Source organism: Lacisediminihabitans sp. FW035, from assembly GCF_054880895.1.
On sequence record NZ_CM142187.1, the window covers coordinates 1,098,823 to 1,115,020 of the forward strand.

Sequence of the window (16,198 nt, forward strand, 5' to 3'; positions counted from 1 at the left end):
TTTCTTAACTATGACGAGTCTCGCTGCGGTGGCCGACACCGACCTGGTGATTCTCGGGGGCGGCTGCGCGGGACTCTCCCTCGCGGCGAGGCTCGCTCGCTCGCTCGATCGCCCCTCGGTGCACGTCATCGAGCCGCGCACCGAGTACCAGGACGACCGCAGTTGGTGCTTCTGGCGCCCGGAGCGGCACGACCTGTCCGAATTGGTCTCGCACCGTTGGGATGGCTGGAGATTCTCTGGTGCAACCGGCCCGGCCGTGCACCACCGCGTCCCGGGCCTGAGTTACCAGTACGTGCGCGGCAGCGATTTCTACGCGCGCGCGAGGGAACGGATCGACGCGTCGGCCGACATCACCGTGCATTCGGGGGTGCATGCGACCGGGCTGGTGTCTCTCGGGAGCGGGCCGGGCGCGCTCATCCGAGTGGAGACCGATCGCGGCAGCATCCTGGCCCGGAATGTGGTCGACACGCGCCCGCGGGTGATGTCGGCGCTGCTCTACCAGAGCTTCAGTGGCGTCGAGATCGAGAGCGAGCATCCGCTGCCCTTCGACCACGGTGAGGTCGGATTGATGGATGCGATGGCGACGGACGAGGTCGGAGTGCACTTTCGTTACACGCTGCCGCTCGGCCGCACCCGCGCGCTGGTGGAATGGACGCGCTTCAGTGCGACGCCCGTGCCTTCGCAGTCCCTGTCCGCCGAGTTGGATGCCGAGCTCGCGCGCCTCGGGCTGTCCGGTGCCCGCGTGATCCGGCGGGAAGGCGGCGTCCTTCCCATGGGTGCGCCGGGCGATCTGCCCGACGCGCCTCGCGGCGTCGTGTTCGCCGGCAACTCGGGTGGTGCCCTGCGGGCGGCATCCGGCTACGGTTTCCTGCGCATCCAGCGATGGGCGCGGGAATGCGCGGAACGGATGCACCGGGGCGAGCCGCCCGTCGGGCATCCGCCCGAACCCTGGCTGAGGCGATCGATGGACCGTATCTTCCTCCAGGCCGTGCGCGCCGATCTCGACCGCACGCCGGAGTACTTCCTTGCGCTCGCCCGCGGAGTGCCGCCGGCGGGGCTCGTGCGGTTCCTGAGCGATGCCGCGCGCCTCACCGACTACGCCAGCCTGATCGCGAGCCTGCCCACCGTGCCGTTCCTGCGGCAGCTTGCGCCGACCCCGGTGACAGCGACTCCAGCGCCGGTGCGAGTGTGAACGGGGTAGCGTCTGCTCTTGCGGGACGGAGGCGGCCGTCGTTCGAGACCGTCCTCTTCACGCTGGTCGCGGTCTTTGCCGTGCTCTTCTTCGCACTGCGGATGCCCGCTCCGCCGCTCGCGGTCCAGGCCGCGGTGCTCGGTGTACTGGTGGCAACGCTCGGGCTGCCGCATGGGGCGCTCGATCCCCTGATCGCCCGCCGGGCCGGCCTCTGGCGCACCCCTCTCGGCTTCGCCGGATTCAACCTCGGCTACCTCGGCGTCGTCGCGCTGGTGGTTGCCGTCTGGCTGCTCGCGCCGGTCGCGAGCCTCGTCGGCTTTCTGCTGGTGTCGGGCATCCATTTCGGTGCCGACTGGAACGGCGGACGAAGTGTCGTGATCCGCTCCCTCACCGGGATCGGCCTGCTCACCCTGCCGGCCTTCGCTCATCACGACGAGGTCGCGGGGATCTATCGCACCCTGGCGGGACCAGGAGGAGGGGTCGTGGCCGACGTGCAGGCGTGGCTCGGGCCGGTCGCCATCCTCGCGATGGTGGTCGGGGCCGCCCTCGCGCTGCGCCGGCGGCCCACCGATGCCCTCGAGATCCTTCTCGCGATGACACTGGCCATCCTCGCGCCGCCACTCGTCTTCTTCGCCCTCTACTTCTGTGCCCTGCACAGCGCCAGGCACCTGCGGCACGGATTCGCCGAGGAGCGCGGAAGCGGGAGGCTGGCAGTGCTGATCACGGTGGTCTACACGGTGGTGCCGATCGCAGCCGTCGGCATCCTCACTGCGATGTTCGCCCGGGACTTCGCTCCGGGCGGACCGCTCGGGGACGGCTGGATCATCAGGCTCGTCTTCATCGGGCTCGCGGCCCTCACGGTGCCGCACATGTTGGTGATCGCGGTGGGGGAGGTGCGAGGGCGACGGTTCGCGCAGAGCACAGCGGGCGATAGCGGCCCAGCGCGGGCGCGCGCGTAAACTCGTCTGGTGCCTCACGTGATCAAGACCCCCTACACCGTCGACGTCTACGACCTCATGCACCGCCCAGGCGAGATGCGCGAGCGAGCGCTGGATATCGTCGTGCCGGAGGAATTCGGCAACGCGATGATCGGCATCAAGTCCGGCAGCGAGCTGCAGGTGGACCTGCGGATGGAGTCGCTCCACGACGGCATCCTGGTGAGCGCGGACATCGACGGAACGGCCTCCGGCGAGTGCGGTCGGTGCCTGATCGACATCGAACAGGCCGTCCGGGTCGAAATCCAAGAGCTTTTCGCGTATTCTTCAGACGAAGCTTTTGAATACGAGGTTCACGAGGACACTATCGATCTCGAACCCGTAATCAGGGATGCGGTGGTGTTGTCACTCCCGTTCCAGCCGGTCTGTCAAGAAGATTGCCTCGGCCTGTGCCCGCAGTGTGGGGTGCGGCTCCTCGACAACCCGGGCCACGAGCACGAGAATCCCGTCGATCCACGGTGGGCGGCTCTCGGAAGCCTGGCCGCTTTCGACAGCACGACAGACACCACAACCACCACGAATGTGACCGACGCTGCCACCAGCGCGGAGTAGAGAAAAGAGAAACTCATGGCCGTACCGAAGCGCAAGATGTCCCGCGCAAGCACCCGCGCGCGTCGCGCCCAGTGGAAGGCGACCCCTCCCACCCTGGTGAAGACCGTCGAGGGCGGCAAGGTCACCTACAGCCTCCCGCACCGCGCGAAGGTCGTGGAGGACTCCACCGGAGCCCCCCTGTACATGGAGTACAAGGGTCGTAAGGTCGCGGACGTTTAGTCCCTCTCGTCCTTACCGACGCATTCGTCGCCGATTCATTGGTCACGCCGTTCTTGGCTGAGCAGATACCGGGAACCGAGGCTTCGCGAGTCGAACTCGAAGAGTTCCTCGCGGTCGACGTGTCCCCCGAGCTCCTCGAACTCGCGCTGACCCATCGGTCCTATGCCTACGAGCATGGTGGCCTCGCCCACAACGAACGCCTCGAGTTTCTCGGCGACTCGATTTTGGGCCAGGCAGTGACCGTGATGCTCTATCGCGACAACCCGGATCTCGACGAAGGCGAGCTCGCCAAGCGGCGCGCAAGCCTTGTCAGCTCCGTCGCGCTTGCCGAGGTCGCCCGCGTCATCGGGCTCGGTCGTCACATCCGGCTGGGCCGCGGTGAGGAACTCACCGGTGGTCGCGACAAGTCGTCCATCCTCGCCGACACCGTCGAAGCGGTGATCGGAGCGACCTACCTCGACGCCGGGGGCGAGGCCGCCACCGCGCTCGTCATGCGGTTGATCGCGCCCCTTCTGCTCGATCCGGCCCGCTTCGGCGCCGCGATGGATCCCAAGACCAGCCTGCAGGAGCTCTCGGCCCGCGTCGGTCGCGGACTTCCCCGCTACGCCGTGAGCGACAGCGGGCCCGACCACTCCAAACGGTTCCACGCGACGGTCTCCCTCGAGGGCATCGACATCGCCGAGGGCGACGGCACGAGCAAGAAGCAGGCCGAGATGGCGGCGGCACTCGAGGCCTGGACGACTCTCTCGGCCAAGCACTGACGGTGCCGGAACTCCCCGAAGTCGAGGTCGTGCGCGCTGGGCTCGAACCCGCAGTCACCGGCGCGACCATCGATGCGGTCACCGTATTCGAGCAACGGTCGTTGCGCCGTCACGACGGGCCGAGCGAGGATTTCGTCGAACGACTCGAGGGGCGAAGCATCCTCTCCGCAGTTCGTCGGGGCAAGTTCCTCTGGCTGCCGCTGTCGCCCCCGCTCCCTGCCGGCCCCGCTCCCGCTACCCCTCCCAAAACGCAGGAGATTCGCCACGAAATGGGCCGATCGGCGACAGAAGGCGCCACCGGTGGCGAATCTCCTGCGTTTTCGGAGCCGACGGAGGCACTCGTGGTGCACCTCGGCATGAGCGGGCAGGTGCTGCTTCGCGATGTCGGGCAGCCGGATGACGCGCTCCTGCGCATCCGGCTGGACATCGCATCCCCGGCCGTCGGCCCGCTGCGCGTGGACTTCGTCGACCAGCGGATCTTCGGATCGATGGCGATCGACCGACTCGAGCCCACTCCGGACGGGCGGGCCGCCGGGTTCGGTTCCGACGCCGCGTTCATCCCGAGCCAGGTGGCGCACATCGCGCGGGATCCGCTCGATCCCGCGTTCAGTGACCGGCGATTCTTCGATGCTCTGGCCACTCGCCGTACCGGCATCAAGCGGGCGCTGCTCGACCAGGGCCTCATCAGCGGTATCGGCAACATCTACGCGGACGAGGCCCTCTGGGCGGCCCGCATTCACTACGACCAGCCGACCGCAACCCTCTCACGGGCACGGGTCCGCACGCTGCTTTACGAAGTGCGGCTCGTGCTCGGCAAAGCGCTCGCGGAGGGCGGCACGAGCTTCGACGCGCAATACGTCAACGTGAACGGGGCATCCGGCTACTTCTCGCACTCGCTCAACGCCTACGGGCAGCACGGCAAGAGCTGCCCGAGGTGCGGCCGGCCGATCATCCGCGAGTCGTTCATGAACCGGGGCTCGCACTTCTGCCCCTTCTGCCAGAAGATCCGGGTCGCCACTCCTCCGGCATGATCCCGGCAATTCGCGCGCGCCGCTTGAAGAGCGGGCGCTCAGGCGGCGGGCAGCGACACCGCGAAGACCGCTCCGCCGCCCGGCGCATTGCCCGCGGCGATGCTTCCGCCGAGGCGGGCGACCAGGCGAGCCGCGATCGAGAGACCGAGTCCGGTGCCCACCGGTCGGATGTCGCGGTACCGCGCCTGCAGCGCCCCGCGTTCGAAGGCCACGGCCAGGTCGGCGGGGGAGAGGCCCGGGCCACCGTCCCGCACCTCGATGACCACGGCCGTGCCGAAGCTGCGCGCCGCGATGGACACTGTGGATCCGGCCGGGGTCACCCGCAGTGCGTTCTCGACCAGCCCGTCGATCAACTGCCGAACCCGCTGGGCATCGCTCGAGACCGCAAGCCCGGCAGCGCCGGGCAGCGACTTCACCACGACGTCGAGCGTCGCGGCGCGTCCCCGCCAGGCGTCGGCGGCCTGCTCGAGCAGCCGGCCGACCTCCACCCGCTGCCGGTCGATCGCGAAGTCGTCGGCTTCGAGCCTGGCGAGCTCGAGAAGGTCGGCGACGAAGTGGTCGAGGCGCTCGGTCTCGGAGACGAGGGTGGCACCGACACCGGCGATGTCCCCCTCGTGGATGAGCCCGTCGACCATCGCCTCGCCGTACCCGCGCACCGCGGTGAGGGGGGTTCGCAGCTCGTGCGAGATCGAGAGCAGGAATTCGCGCTGGCGCCCCTCGCTCGTGCTGAGGGCTCGATCGAGGGTGGCCAGCGCGTCGGCGACCGCTGCGACCTCGGTGGGCTGGTGCGCCTCCACCCGCAGTCCGCGTTCGCCGGCCGCCATCCGCTTCGCCGTCTCGACCGTCGCGATGAGCGGCCGGGTGAGCCAGCGCGCGAGAAGCGTGCCGGCCACGATGGCCACGAGCACTCCGATCGCGAGGGCAAGCAGCACTCGCCGCACCGTGTCCCGTGTCGTCGTCTCGAGGTTGCCAAGAGAGCGCACGAGCACGATGGCGGTGCCGGCGCTCGTCGGGCGTCCCTCGACGACCATTGTCTTGTTGCGGCGTCCCTCGGTCTGCGAGACCGGATTGCCGGCGAGAAGCGTCGTGACGTCTGCGGCGGAGACGAACGGCGCTCCCGGCCCGGAGACGCGACCGTCGGCGGCGACCACCGCGACCCTGGTATCGCCGAGAGCGAGTCTCACCCGCTCCCGAAGCGACGGGAGGTCGGTGGCGGCGGGCAGCCTGCTCAGCAGTTGGGCCTGCGCGGCGAGTTGCGCCCGCCCCTCGCTGATCGTGGACTGCCGAACGAGCTGAACCGACACCAGCCCGGTGATGAGCACGGCGAGTACGGCGACGCTCACCGTGACCAGGGTGATCCGACCGCGAAGCGAGCGGAACCAGGCGCTCATTCCGCCACCGAGTATCCGACCCCCCGCGAGGTACGGATGGGGCTGTCCTCCCCGAGCTTCGCGCGCAGTTGGGCGATGTGCACGTCGACGGTGCGTCCGAGCCCGTAGTCGGCCTGGCCCCAGACACTCGACAGCAACTGCTCCCGCGTGAAGACCTGCCCCGGCGAGCTCATGAGTTTGGCCAGCAGGTCGAATTCGGTGCTCGTGAGGTCTACCTGGCGACCGGATGCCTCCACCCGGCGTCGCGCGGCATCCAGCGTCACCGAGCCGGCCGCCACCGGTGCCGCGAGGGGGGTGCCGGCGTGCCGGCGCAGTATCGTGCGGATGCGGGCCACCAGCTCGCGTGGCGAGAACGGCTTGGTGAGGTAGTCGTCCGCGCCGAGCTCGAGGCCGAGGATGCGGTCGACCTCGTCGTCGCGGGCGGTGACGAAGATCACCGGAGTCCAGTCATCCGCTGCCCGCATCCGGCGGCAGACCTCGATGCCGTCGAGACTGGGGAGCCCGACATCCAGTACCACTGCCACCGGGTGCAGGCGACGGATGCTCGCAAGCCCCGCGATCCCGTCGCTCTCGACATGCACGCCGAAACCGGCCTCGCTGAGGTAGAGGCGCTGGAGGTCGGCGATGGCGCGTTCGTCTTCGACGATCACGATCAGACCCTTCGACTCCATGGCACCATTCTGGCGGTAGCGGCGCCGGAACGGCCGCGTATCCGCGCCCGCCTTACGTTGCCCGAACATCGGCCGAACCCGCGCCGGACATCACCGGCGCAGTCTGACAAACGGTCGCACCACCGCGACCCGACGGGAGGACGATCATGAAGAACATCACACGCTGGGCCACTGGGGTCACCGTGAGCGCCGGCATCGCCATCGCCATCGGCACCGGGGGCCTCGCCGCGAACGCCGCGACGACCCCCACACCGGCAAGCACCATGCCCCTCAGCGCCAGCTCGACGAGCTGCACCTTCGGGCAGCATCTGGTCTCGGCCTGGAAGACAGTGCCGGCCGACCTGCGTGCCGACCTGAAGGCGGCTCGGGAGCTGAAGCCGGGCACCGAACGTCGTGCCGCGCTGAAGAAGATCCAGGCGAAGGCCCTCGATGGCGGCTACGGGGCCGGTGTCGAGGCGCGCGCCGAGTGGCGGAAGGACCACCCCGGGCAGAAGCTCCGTCCGCTCCCCGAGAAGCTGAAGGCGGATCTCAAGACCCTCCACTCGACCCCGAAGTCAGGGAAGGTCGCGGAAGCAGAGAAGATCGCCGACACCGCGGTTGCGGGAGGGTACGGCTCGACCATCGAGTCCTTCGCCACCGCTGTGAAGGCGAGCCCGGCCTGGCAGGACTGCACGCCCGCGGGGAGCTGAGCGTCACGAGGGCGCCAGAACTTTCTTCCAGGCGCCCTCGTAGCCCATCGGTTCGAATCCCACCGCCTCGTTGACATCGAGCATGTGGCGGTTCTCCTCGGCGTTGAAGGTGATGATCGAGGGATACCCGGGAGCCACGGCCTGGAGGTTTCGGATGTTCGCTGCCTTCAGCAGCATCCCGAGCCGGTGTCCGCGGTGGTCTTTCAGCACGATCGTGTCGTTCTGGAACACCGGGCGGTGCGGCTCGGCGGGCACGCCGAGTTCGGTCATCCCGGCGAGGTGCCCGGTGGGCAGGTGCTCGACCACGCAGACGACGGCGGTCTTCGGGCCAGCCTCGGCGCGGTCCTCGTAGTCGATGAGACGCTGGCGCGTCCAGACATCCTCCGGCTCCTCGAGCCCGGCACTCGGGGCATCCGTGCTCATCCGGGTGAACAACAGGGCCATGTCGTCGAGCCAGCGCTCGGGAGTGCGGCCGGTCCACTGGTGCAGGCGGTAGTCGTTGCCGGCCGCCTGCTGTGATGTGTCGATGAGGGCGCCGACGACCTCCGCGCCCACCGGGAGGGCGAGGCGGCTGCCGCGTTCCACCTGTTCGAGGCGGAATCCCCGGCCGAGAAGGAACCGCACCTCGGCGTTGCCTGCGGGAACGGATCCGAAGCCGGTCGGGGAGGGGATCCGCTCACCCGGAGCAGCCTTCGACACGGTGTAGACCACGAGTTGCCGACGCCGGTCTTCTCGCGCGAGCGTCTCGAGATGATCGGCGAGCGCGGTCCCGATACCCCGCCGACGAAACGCGGGATGCACCTGCACGTCGACCCACGCCATGTCGCCTTCGGCTGCGGGGCGGGTCTCGAAGATCGCGCGGGCGACGATTCGACCGTCCACCCGTGCGGCGAACAGCTGTTTCGGTTCGTACTCCTGGTCGAGCCAGACCGGCAGCAGCTCTGCCGCGGTGGCCGACAGTTCGTCGGTGCCGTAGCCATCGGCCTCCGCGGCGTTGCGAACCTCCGCCGTGGCGATGAAGTCGACGGCGTCCGGGTGATCCAAGTGGGGCGGGATGACGACCCGCTCGATCGTGAATTCGGTCACGGTAGTGGCCCCTTACTGCCGTCCGGGGTGTGGACAGCCGACCAGAGTACATCCGGGTGCGGGACGCCGGCACCGATCGATACCGAAGCGTTAGGCGAGCAGCCAGCCGTTGTCGGCGGCGATCCGCGCGGCCTCTCCTCCGTTGCGAGCCCCCGTCTTGCCGATCGCGGAAGAGAGGTGGTTGCGCACGGTGCCCTCTGAGAGATGAAGCAGCTTCGCGACATCCGCAATGCTCCCCGCGGATCGCAGGGAGAGCAGCACGTCGGTCTCGCGAGCGCTGAGCGGGGAGCCCCCGGTGATGAGCGACTCGGTGGCAAGCGAGGGATCGACCACGCGCAGCCCCGCGTGCACCCGGCGCACGGCGTCCGCGAGCTGGTGCGACGGCGTGTCTTTGACGACGAATCCCGATGCCCCCGATTCGAGTGCCCGCCGGAGGTAGCCGGGCCGACCGAAAGTGGTGACGATGAGGGAGCGGCAGGCGAGCCCGGAATCGCGAAGCTGGCGGGCGACGGCCAGCCCGTCGAGCCCCGGCATCTCCACGTCGAGCAGGGCGACGGATGCCGCGGTGCTCGTCACCAGGGCGAGGACTTCGTCTCCGCGACCCGCCTGCCCGACGACCTCGATATCGGCTTCGAGCGACAGGAGTGAGGCGAGGGCACCACGCACAAGGGCCTGGTCGTCGGCGATGACGATGCGGATCGACTCACTCATGCGGCACCGCGGACGACGAGCTCGAATCCGCCTCGGGCGCTCTGCCCGACCAGCAGCTCTGCCGCGGCCTCTGCGCTGCGTTCGCGCAGCCCGCGCAGCCCGTTGCCCGAGACCGTGCCGGCCGTGTCTGGGGCATCCGGTCCGCGCCCGTCGTCGGCCACCGTGAGGCTCTGCGTCTCGATGGTCACCCAGCAGGCCGCGGCACCGGAGTGGCGGATGACGTTCGTGACGCCCTCGCGCAGCACCCAGGCGAAGACCCCCTGCAAGCGCGAGTCCAGCGGCGGCACCGAATCGGGCAGGTGAGCCAGGATGCCGGCAGCCTCGAGAGCGGTGCGCGATGCGGCGAGTTCGGCTTCCAGAGAGGTCTCGCGGTAGTTCGACACCGCGAGGCGCAGGTCTGCCAGTGCGCCTCGGGTGAGGCGCTCGATGTCCGCGATCTCGGCCTCGGCCTTCGTCGGGTCGATGGTGACGAGACGCCGGGCGAGTTCGGATTTCACGGTGACGACAGTGAGGGTGTGGCCGAGCACGTCGTGCAGGTCGCGACTGAAGCGGGCACGTTCCTCCACCACCGCCAGCCGCGCGATCTCGGTGTTGGCGACGCGCAGGTTGAGATTGGACTGGGAGATGAGCCCGAGTCCGATCATCGTCGCCGCTGTCACGGTCGTCACGATCGGGGCGAACACCAGCCCGATAGTGAAGGCCACGCTGGCCCCGATGGCGAGCTGCGCGAGCACGACGAGCAGGGAGAGGCCGACGGCAAGGCGGGGCGGCAGGTTCGTGAAGGCGGCCAGCGAGACCACCAGCAGCCACATCCAGATCGCGATCGGCCCGATCAGGGGGAACAGCAGGCACGACAATGCCCAGTACAGCCCGATCGAGACCAGCCGCACGCGGATACTCTCGTGCCAGATGACCGGTCCAAGGAGCATGAACCCCGCGTAGAGCACGGCAAGCAGCACGAGCCCGAGCACCTTCGAGACGAGCGGCAGGTCGAGGAACAGCACGCTGGCCACGAGGATCGACTGCCACAGCAGGCCCGACGCGGCCCCGATGTACCAGGAGCGGGCGCCGTGGGCGCGTAGCCGCTCGAGCACGGGCATCCCCGGTTCGATCACTATGGTCCCTGTCGACACGGTATTCACCCTATTGCGAGTGCTCGGCATTGCGGTCACTCAGGCCCGAGAGGCATCGCGGCGGTAGCGCCACGTGATGAGAGCGGCGAGCCCGACGGTCCAGGCCGCGAGCACGGCGATCGGCAGCAGCGCATTGCCGGCGCCGTTCGCTCCGATCTGGCCGAGCTTGTTGAGCCAGTAGGACGGTACGGTCTGCGCGATTGAGACCACCCAGGTGGGCATCACCTCGAGAGGGATCCAGAGCCCACCCAGAATCGCCATGCCGAGGAACACCACGGTGAAGAGTGGTTGGGCGAAGGAGGGGCGGGCGTACTGCCCGAGTGCCACCGCGATGAGGGCGAAGGGGATGACACCGATCCAGATTCCAAGGATCGCTGTGAACCAGTGCAGGGCATCCATCCGCGCCCCCAACACGACGATCGACACCGCGCACAACACGATGATGGTGCAGAGCGCCACGAGCAGTGCCGCGGCGACCTTCGACACGAGATAGCCGACGCCGGACAACGGCGTGATCCGCAGTTGTCGATTCCAGCCGATCGAGCGTTCGGTCGTGATAGCGAAGGCCTGCGAGAGGGCGGCGAGCATGCCGCCGTACGCGGCCATCTGCACGGTCGTGACGATGAGCCAGGGCAGCCCGGACCTCTGCTCCTGCTGCCCGCTCGCCCCGTAGAGCGACCCGAAGATCAGCAGCATCACGAGCGGGATCACGAAGGTGAATGCGAGCGCGCGTGCGTTGCGCAGCTGGCGAAGCGACTCGAGCAGGATGTAGCGGTACGGCATGGTCAGACTGCTTTCGTGAGGGCCGGAGTTTCGGCGGTGAGGGCCAGGAACGCGTCATCCATCGAGTGAGCGGTGATTTCGATGTCCTTCGCTGTCGGCACGGCGGCGAGGAGGGCGCGCAGGGTTGCGTCGGAGTCCTCGGTGACCAGCGTGAAGCGGTCGACGCGGCGGTCGAGGGAGCGGATGCCCGGAAGGTGGGGGATCACGGCGGCCGCGGCATCCGCGCGCCCGCTGTCGACCTCGAACCGGATCGTGCGACCGGAGACGACCGACTTGACCTCGGCCGGTGTGCCGTCCGCGACGATGCGACCCGCGCCGAGGATGACGATGCGGTCGGCGAAGAAGTCCGCTTCGTCGAGATAGTGGGTGGCGAAGACGACGGTGCGGCCCTCGGCGGTGAACTGCCGCATCGACACCCAGAAGTCGCGGCGGGATTCGACGTCCATCGCCGCGGTCGGCTCGTCGAGGATCAGAAGTTGCGGATCGGACACCACGGCGACGGCGAACCGCGCCCGCTGCAGTTGCCCGCCAGAGAGCCTGCTCACGCGTCGGCCGGCGAGGTCGCGGATGCCCGCCCGGTGGAGCGCCTCCTCCACCGGAAGCGGCGCCCGGTGGGCACTCGCGACCAGTGAAACCGCCTGCGCCACCGTGAGGTCGGGCAGCAGGGCGCCCCCCTGCAGCATGGCGCCGACGCGACCGTCCACGATCGCCGAACGCGGATCTCCGCCGAACAGCTGAGCGGCACCGGCGGTGGGATGCGAGAGCCCGAGGGCGAGATCGATCGTGGTGGACTTGCCCGCGCCGTTAGGCCCGAGCAGTGCCACGACCTCGCCGCGGTCGATCTGGAGGTTGACGTCTACGACGGCGTGTACCGCTCCGAAGTTCTTCGAGAGGCCGGTGAGTCGGATGGCGGGAGCAGTCATGCCTTCAGCCTCCGCTGGAGCGCCGGGCCGCGCCACGACTCCGCTCACGGTCTCGGCGTGACTTTTGTCATCGGTGGTATCCCGCGACATCCGCAGCGTCCTCATCCTGACTGTGCTGCAATTCGTCGGCCGTGCTGCCGCATTTCGAGAGCACGGCTCACGAAGGGGAGCACAGTCCGCCCGGCGCAGGGCACGGGCGGCGCCTGCCCGGGATGACCTCGGCTCTCCGGTACCGTTGAGCCAGACATCCGCAGTCGAAGAAGGAAGGGCAGGCCGGTGTACCTCAAGAGCCTGACCCTCAAGGGGTTCAAGTCCTTCGCCCAACCCACCACCTTCGCCTTCGAGCAGGGGGTCACCTGCGTGGTCGGGCCCAACGGCTCCGGCAAGTCCAACGTCGTCGACGCCCTCGCCTGGGTCATGGGCGAGCAGGGGGCGAAGACGCTGCGCGGCGGCAAGATGGAAGATGTGATCTTCGCCGGCACGGCGACGAAGGGGCCGCTCGGGCGCGCTGAGGTCATTCTCACGATCGACAATGCGGATGGCGCCCTGCCGATCGACTACGCCGAGGTCACGATCAGCCGCACCCTGTTCCGCAATGGCGGCTCCGAGTACGCCATCAACGGCGACACCTGCCGGCTGCTCGACGTGCAGGAGCTGCTGAGCGACTCCGGACTCGGCCGCGAGATGCACGTGATCGTGGGCCAGGGTCAGCTCGATGCCGTGCTGCACGCCAGCCCAGAGGAGCGTCGCGGGTTCATCGAGGAAGCCGCGGGCATCCTCAAACATCGTCGCCGCAAAGAGAAGACGATCCGCAAGCTCGATGCGATGCAGGCCAACCTCACCCGGCTGAGCGACTTGGCCGGGGAGATCCGTCGCCAGTTGAAGCCGCTGGGGCACCAGGCCGAGATCGCGAAAGAGGCCCAGTCGATCGCGTCGATAGTTCGGGATGCCCGGGCCAGACTGCTCGCCGACGAGGTCGTCGCCCTGCGTGCAGCGATCACCGCCTCGACCCGCAGCGAGAGCGAGCGCAAGACCGAACGCATCGTGCTGCAGGAGCAACTCGACCAGGCGAAGCTGCGCGAGCACCGGATCGAGAAGTCGCAGGAGGGCGACGCGGTCGATGTCGCTCGCCGCACCGCCTTCGGGCTGGAGTCGGTGCAGGAACGCCTGCGCAACCTCTACTCGCTTGCCAACCAGCGCCTGTCGCTGCTCGGCCAGCAGGCCGAGGGTCCGGATGCGGTGCAGGGGGTCACCCGCCAAATGGTGTCCGACGCCGAGGACGAGGTCGAACGCATCGCCGCCACGATCGTGGACGCGGAGGCGGCCTGGCAGGAGGCGCAGGCGGCGACCGCCGTGGCGCGCGCCAACCTCGATGGCCTCGACGAGCAGATCGCCTACCAGTCCTCGCTCGTCTCCAGGCATGATCTCGAGATCTCCAAGCTCACGGGGCAGAAAGACAGCGCCGCGTCCCGGCTCGCCGCGGTTCGCGGAGAGGTCCTTCGCCAGCAGAACGCCTTGGATGCCGCGCGGGACCGCCGCGAGACGGCCCAGGTCCTGTTCGTGGAGCTCGAAGCCGAAGCGGTGCTCACCGACACCGGCGAGACGGATCTCGACGCCGCCTACCAGTCTGCCCAGGCGGAGGTCGTCGACGCCGAGGCCGAGATCGACCGGCTGCGCGAAGCGTTGCACACCGATGAGCGCGAGCGTGATGCGCTCGCTGCACGTGTCAGTGCACTGTCATCGGCGATGGACCAGAAGGACGGATCGAGCGCGCTCGTCGCGGCTCGGCGTGACGGCATCCAGGGTCTCGTCGCCGAGCACGTGCAGGTGCAGCCCGGGTATGAGGCGGCGATCGCCGCGGCCCTTGGGTCGCTCACCGACGCCGTGCTCGCCGAGAACCGGGAGGCCGCTATAAACGCGCTCGCCCATTCCCAACAAGCCGAACTCGGCCGCGTCGAGATCATGCTCGCCGACGGTGGTGTATTTCGAGGCTTCTCCGCCGGACTGCCGGCTGGAGCGGTCACGGCAGAGAGCGTGATTACGGCCCCTCATGGTGTGCGGAGCTTCCTCGCGGGAGTCATCATCGCCGACGACCTCGAGATCGCACGTGCGGTCTGGTCGTCGAACTCAGACGGCTCGAGCCTTATTACGACGATCATCACGAAATCCGGCGACGTGCTCAGCCAATTCGTGCTCAAAGGGGGATCCGGGGCCAAGCGTTCGCGGCTCGAGCTCGTAGCCGATCGGGATGCCGCGAAACATAGGCTCGACGAGGTCACCTCCCTTATCGAGCGGGCCCGATTCGCGCTCGCCGAGCAGCGCGGCCGCCTCCAGGTCGCGAAGGAGCAGTCCACCCGTGCGCTCGCGGCCCTTCGGCAGTTCGATTCGCAGCTCGCCGCGCAGACCGAGAAGCTCAACCGCCTGCGCGTGCAGGTCGAGGCGGCCGCAGCGGAAGCCGAGCGCCTCGAGCGCGGCCTCGCCCTCGCGACGGATTCGGTGACGGATGCCGCATCCGCTGCCGAGCGCGCCGCGCAGGAGCTCGACACCTTCGTCTCCCGGCCGCGCCCGATCCTCGACGTCGCCGCCCGGGAGGGCGTGCTCGCCGACCTCGACGACGCACGCGAACGCGAGGTCGAGGCCCGCCTTCAGGTCGAGACGGCGCGGGAGCGCGCTCGCGCCGAGCAGCTTCGCGCGGTGCAGCTGCAACGCCAGCTGGAGGCCGAGCGCGAGGCCGCCGACGAGGCGGCACGACGAGCGGTGATCCGACGCCGGCAGGTGGCATCCGCCCAGACTGTGCTCGATGCGCTGCCCGCTGTGCTTGATTCAGTCGACCGGTCGGTGTCCGAGGCCCGGGTGCAGCTCGCGACCCGCGAGTCCGAACGGGCCGCGCAGAACGAGGAGCTCGCCGAGCTCCGGCGCGGAGAGAACGCGCTGCGCGAACGGCTCACCGCCATCAGTGACGACGTGCACGGGCTCGAGATGCAGGTCTACGAGAAAAAACTGCACCTCTCGACGCTGCTGGAGCGCGCGGGGGAGGAGCTCGGTCTCGTGGAGGACGTGCTCGTGGCCGAGTATGGCCCCGAGCAGCTGGTGCCCCGCGATGCCGCCCCACCGAAAACGCAGGACATTCGCCACGAAAACGGCGAATCGGCGTCGGATGTCGCGGATGGTGGCGAATCTCCTGCGTTTTCGGGAGCGGAAGACGGCATCCCGTTCGTGCGAGCCGAACAGGAGGCTCGTCTCGCGAAGGCCGAGCGCAAGCTCGCCCAGCTCGGCCGGGTCAATCCGCTCGCGCTCGAGGAGTTCGCGGCACTCGAGCAGCGCCACAGGTTCCTCACCGAGCAGCTCACCGACCTCACCTCGACGCGCACCGACCTGCTCACGATCATCGGCGAGATCGACGAGAAGATGGAGGACATCTTCGCGAGCGCCTTCGAAGACACCCGGGACGCCTTCGACACCGTGTTCCCGATCCTCTTCCCCGGCGGCACCGGCAGCATCTTCCTCACCGATCCCGACAGCATGTTGACAACCGGCATCGAGGTAACAGTGCGGCCGGCCGGAAAGAAGATCGAGCGGCTGTCCCTGCTGAGCGGCGGGGAGCGATCCCTCGCGGCAGTCGCTCTCCTGATTGCGATCTTCAAGGCCCGGCCCAGCCCGTTCTACATCATGGATGAGGTGGAGGCTGCCCTCGATGACGCCAACCTCGGCCGCCTGCTGCAGATCTTCGAAGACCTTCGCCAGACCTCGCAGCTCATTGTCATCACCCACCAGAAACGCACCATGGAGATCGCGGATGCCCTCTACGGCGTCAGCATGCGCGCCGACGGCATCAGCGCGGTCGTCGGCCAGCGCGTGAAGGCCGAGCAGGCCAGCTAGCGCGATTGGCCGCATCCGAGGGCCGGATGCTCGTCGTGCCGGCTCCTCCGTGGTGTCGCTACCGTGAGTTGCACCCTTTTGCGGGTGTTCAGGGAGGGTGACCCGCAAAAGAGTGCGACTCGGCGGCACCCACGACTCGGCGGCACCCGCGCCAGTGGCGGGTCTTCCGACCACGCACGACG

15 protein-coding genes are annotated in these 16,198 nt (G+C 68.7%); 8 read left to right on the plus strand and 7 right to left on the minus strand.

The genetic code is table 11. The features are described 5' to 3' along the window. The first annotated feature begins 10 nt into the window (after nucleotides 1-10). The 6 genes from ACVXZ4_RS05270 to mutM are packed head-to-tail and all read left to right on the plus strand — an operon-like array spanning nucleotide 11 to nucleotide 4,750. Nucleotides 11-1,192 carry a lycopene cyclase family protein gene (locus tag ACVXZ4_RS05270; protein WP_461797189.1) on the plus strand — a complete coding sequence of 394 codons (1,182 nt, stop codon included), beginning with the start codon at nucleotides 11-13 and terminating at the stop codon, nucleotides 1,190-1,192. Continuing rightward, a complete protein-coding gene (locus ACVXZ4_RS05275) occupies nucleotides 1,189-2,151 on the plus strand; it encodes a Brp/Blh family beta-carotene 15,15'-dioxygenase (RefSeq protein ID WP_461797190.1) in 963 nt (320 codons plus the stop codon). Before ACVXZ4_RS05270 ends, ACVXZ4_RS05275 begins: the two co-directional genes overlap by 4 nt. A gap of 9 nt (nucleotides 2,152-2,160) precedes the next feature. Continuing rightward, on the plus strand, nucleotides 2,161-2,739 hold the full coding sequence (locus tag ACVXZ4_RS05280; RefSeq protein ID WP_461797191.1) for a YceD family protein: 579 nt from the start codon (nucleotides 2,161-2,163) through the stop codon (nucleotides 2,737-2,739). A 15-nt stretch (nucleotides 2,740-2,754) separates the two neighbouring features. Beyond that, the gene (gene rpmF, locus ACVXZ4_RS05285) at nucleotides 2,755-2,958 is read left to right on the plus strand and encodes a 50S ribosomal protein L32 (RefSeq protein ID WP_185201195.1); all 204 of its coding nucleotides are present in this window, start codon (nucleotides 2,755-2,757) and stop codon (nucleotides 2,956-2,958) included. A 53-nt stretch (nucleotides 2,959-3,011) separates the two neighbouring features. Further along, nucleotides 3,012-3,719 carry a ribonuclease III gene (rnc, locus tag ACVXZ4_RS05290; protein WP_461797192.1) on the plus strand — a complete coding sequence of 236 codons (708 nt, stop codon included), beginning with the start codon at nucleotides 3,012-3,014 and terminating at the stop codon, nucleotides 3,717-3,719. A 2-nt stretch (nucleotides 3,720-3,721) separates the two neighbouring features. Continuing rightward, a complete protein-coding gene (gene mutM, locus ACVXZ4_RS05295) occupies nucleotides 3,722-4,750 on the plus strand; it encodes a bifunctional DNA-formamidopyrimidine glycosylase/DNA-(apurinic or apyrimidinic site) lyase (protein WP_461797193.1) in 1,029 nt (342 codons plus the stop codon). Between the two features lie 38 nt (nucleotides 4,751-4,788). On the opposite strand, the gene ACVXZ4_RS05300 is transcribed toward mutM, so the two are convergent. Together ACVXZ4_RS05300 and ACVXZ4_RS05305 are read right to left on the minus strand one after the other, a co-directional pair. Continuing rightward, nucleotides 4,789-6,141 (minus strand): HAMP domain-containing sensor histidine kinase, encoded by a 1,353-nt coding sequence (locus tag ACVXZ4_RS05300; protein ID WP_461797194.1) that lies wholly within the window; start codon nucleotides 6,139-6,141, stop codon nucleotides 4,789-4,791. After that, complete coding sequence (locus tag ACVXZ4_RS05305) at nucleotides 6,138-6,812, minus strand: response regulator (protein WP_461797195.1); 675 nt, start codon at nucleotides 6,810-6,812, stop codon at nucleotides 6,138-6,140. Before ACVXZ4_RS05305 ends, ACVXZ4_RS05300 begins: the two co-directional genes overlap by 4 nt. Before the next feature lie 146 nt (nucleotides 6,813-6,958). On the opposite strand from ACVXZ4_RS05305, the gene ACVXZ4_RS05310 reads away from it, so the two are divergent. Beyond that, nucleotides 6,959-7,501, plus strand: coding sequence for a hypothetical protein (locus ACVXZ4_RS05310; RefSeq protein ID WP_461797196.1), 543 nt, complete (start codon nucleotides 6,959-6,961; stop codon nucleotides 7,499-7,501). 3 nt (nucleotides 7,502-7,504) lie between these two features. Here the strand turns inward: ACVXZ4_RS05310 and ACVXZ4_RS05315 are convergent, their stop codons facing one another. The 5 genes from ACVXZ4_RS05315 to ACVXZ4_RS05335 form a co-directional block, all read right to left on the minus strand. Beyond that, entirely contained in the window at nucleotides 7,505-8,587 is a 1,083-nt protein-coding gene (locus tag ACVXZ4_RS05315) for a GNAT family N-acetyltransferase (RefSeq protein ID WP_461797197.1), read from the minus strand. 90 nt (nucleotides 8,588-8,677) lie between these two features. Next, nucleotides 8,678-9,298 (minus strand): response regulator, encoded by a 621-nt coding sequence (locus ACVXZ4_RS05320; RefSeq protein WP_461797198.1) that lies wholly within the window; start codon nucleotides 9,296-9,298, stop codon nucleotides 8,678-8,680. Beyond that, nucleotides 9,295-10,431 carry a sensor histidine kinase gene (locus tag ACVXZ4_RS05325; RefSeq protein ID WP_461797199.1) on the minus strand — a complete coding sequence of 379 codons (1,137 nt, stop codon included), beginning with the start codon at nucleotides 10,429-10,431 and terminating at the stop codon, nucleotides 9,295-9,297. The genes ACVXZ4_RS05320 and ACVXZ4_RS05325 overlap by 4 nt, the downstream gene beginning before the upstream one ends. Before the next feature lie 39 nt (nucleotides 10,432-10,470). Beyond that, a complete protein-coding gene (locus ACVXZ4_RS05330) occupies nucleotides 10,471-11,214 on the minus strand; it encodes an ABC transporter permease (protein WP_461797200.1) in 744 nt (247 codons plus the stop codon). Nucleotides 11,215-11,216: 2 nt separating this feature from the next. Beyond that, nucleotides 11,217-12,137: an ABC transporter ATP-binding protein gene (locus ACVXZ4_RS05335; protein WP_461797201.1), complete on the minus strand. Its 921-nt coding sequence runs from the start codon at nucleotides 12,135-12,137 to the stop codon at nucleotides 11,217-11,219. A gap of 276 nt (nucleotides 12,138-12,413) precedes the next feature. Here ACVXZ4_RS05335 and smc point away from each other — a divergent pair, with 276 nt between their 5' ends. Beyond that, on the plus strand, nucleotides 12,414-16,016 hold the full coding sequence (smc, locus tag ACVXZ4_RS05340) for a chromosome segregation protein SMC (protein WP_461797202.1): 3,603 nt from the start codon (nucleotides 12,414-12,416) through the stop codon (nucleotides 16,014-16,016). The last annotated feature ends 182 nt before the right edge of the window (nucleotides 16,017-16,198 follow it).

Coding starts and splice junctions, on each gene's coding strand:
- ACVXZ4_RS05270 (WP_461797189.1), top strand. CDS start 11: ATGACGAGTCTCGCTGCGGTGGCCGACACCGACCTGGTGATTCTCGGG.
- ACVXZ4_RS05320 (WP_461797198.1), bottom strand. CDS start 9,298: ATGAGTGAGTCGATCCGCATCGTCATCGCCGACGACCAGGCCCTTGTG.
- ACVXZ4_RS05300 (WP_461797194.1), bottom strand. CDS start 6,141: ATGAGCGCCTGGTTCCGCTCGCTTCGCGGTCGGATCACCCTGGTCACG.
- ACVXZ4_RS05330 (WP_461797200.1), bottom strand. CDS start 11,214: ATGCCGTACCGCTACATCCTGCTCGAGTCGCTTCGCCAGCTGCGCAAC.
- ACVXZ4_RS05305 (WP_461797195.1), bottom strand. CDS start 6,812: ATGGAGTCGAAGGGTCTGATCGTGATCGTCGAAGACGAACGCGCCATC.
- rpmF (WP_185201195.1), top strand. CDS start 2,755: ATGGCCGTACCGAAGCGCAAGATGTCCCGCGCAAGCACCCGCGCGCGT.
- ACVXZ4_RS05335 (WP_461797201.1), bottom strand. CDS start 12,137: ATGACTGCTCCCGCCATCCGACTCACCGGCCTCTCGAAGAACTTCGGA.
- ACVXZ4_RS05310 (WP_461797196.1), top strand. CDS start 6,959: ATGAAGAACATCACACGCTGGGCCACTGGGGTCACCGTGAGCGCCGGC.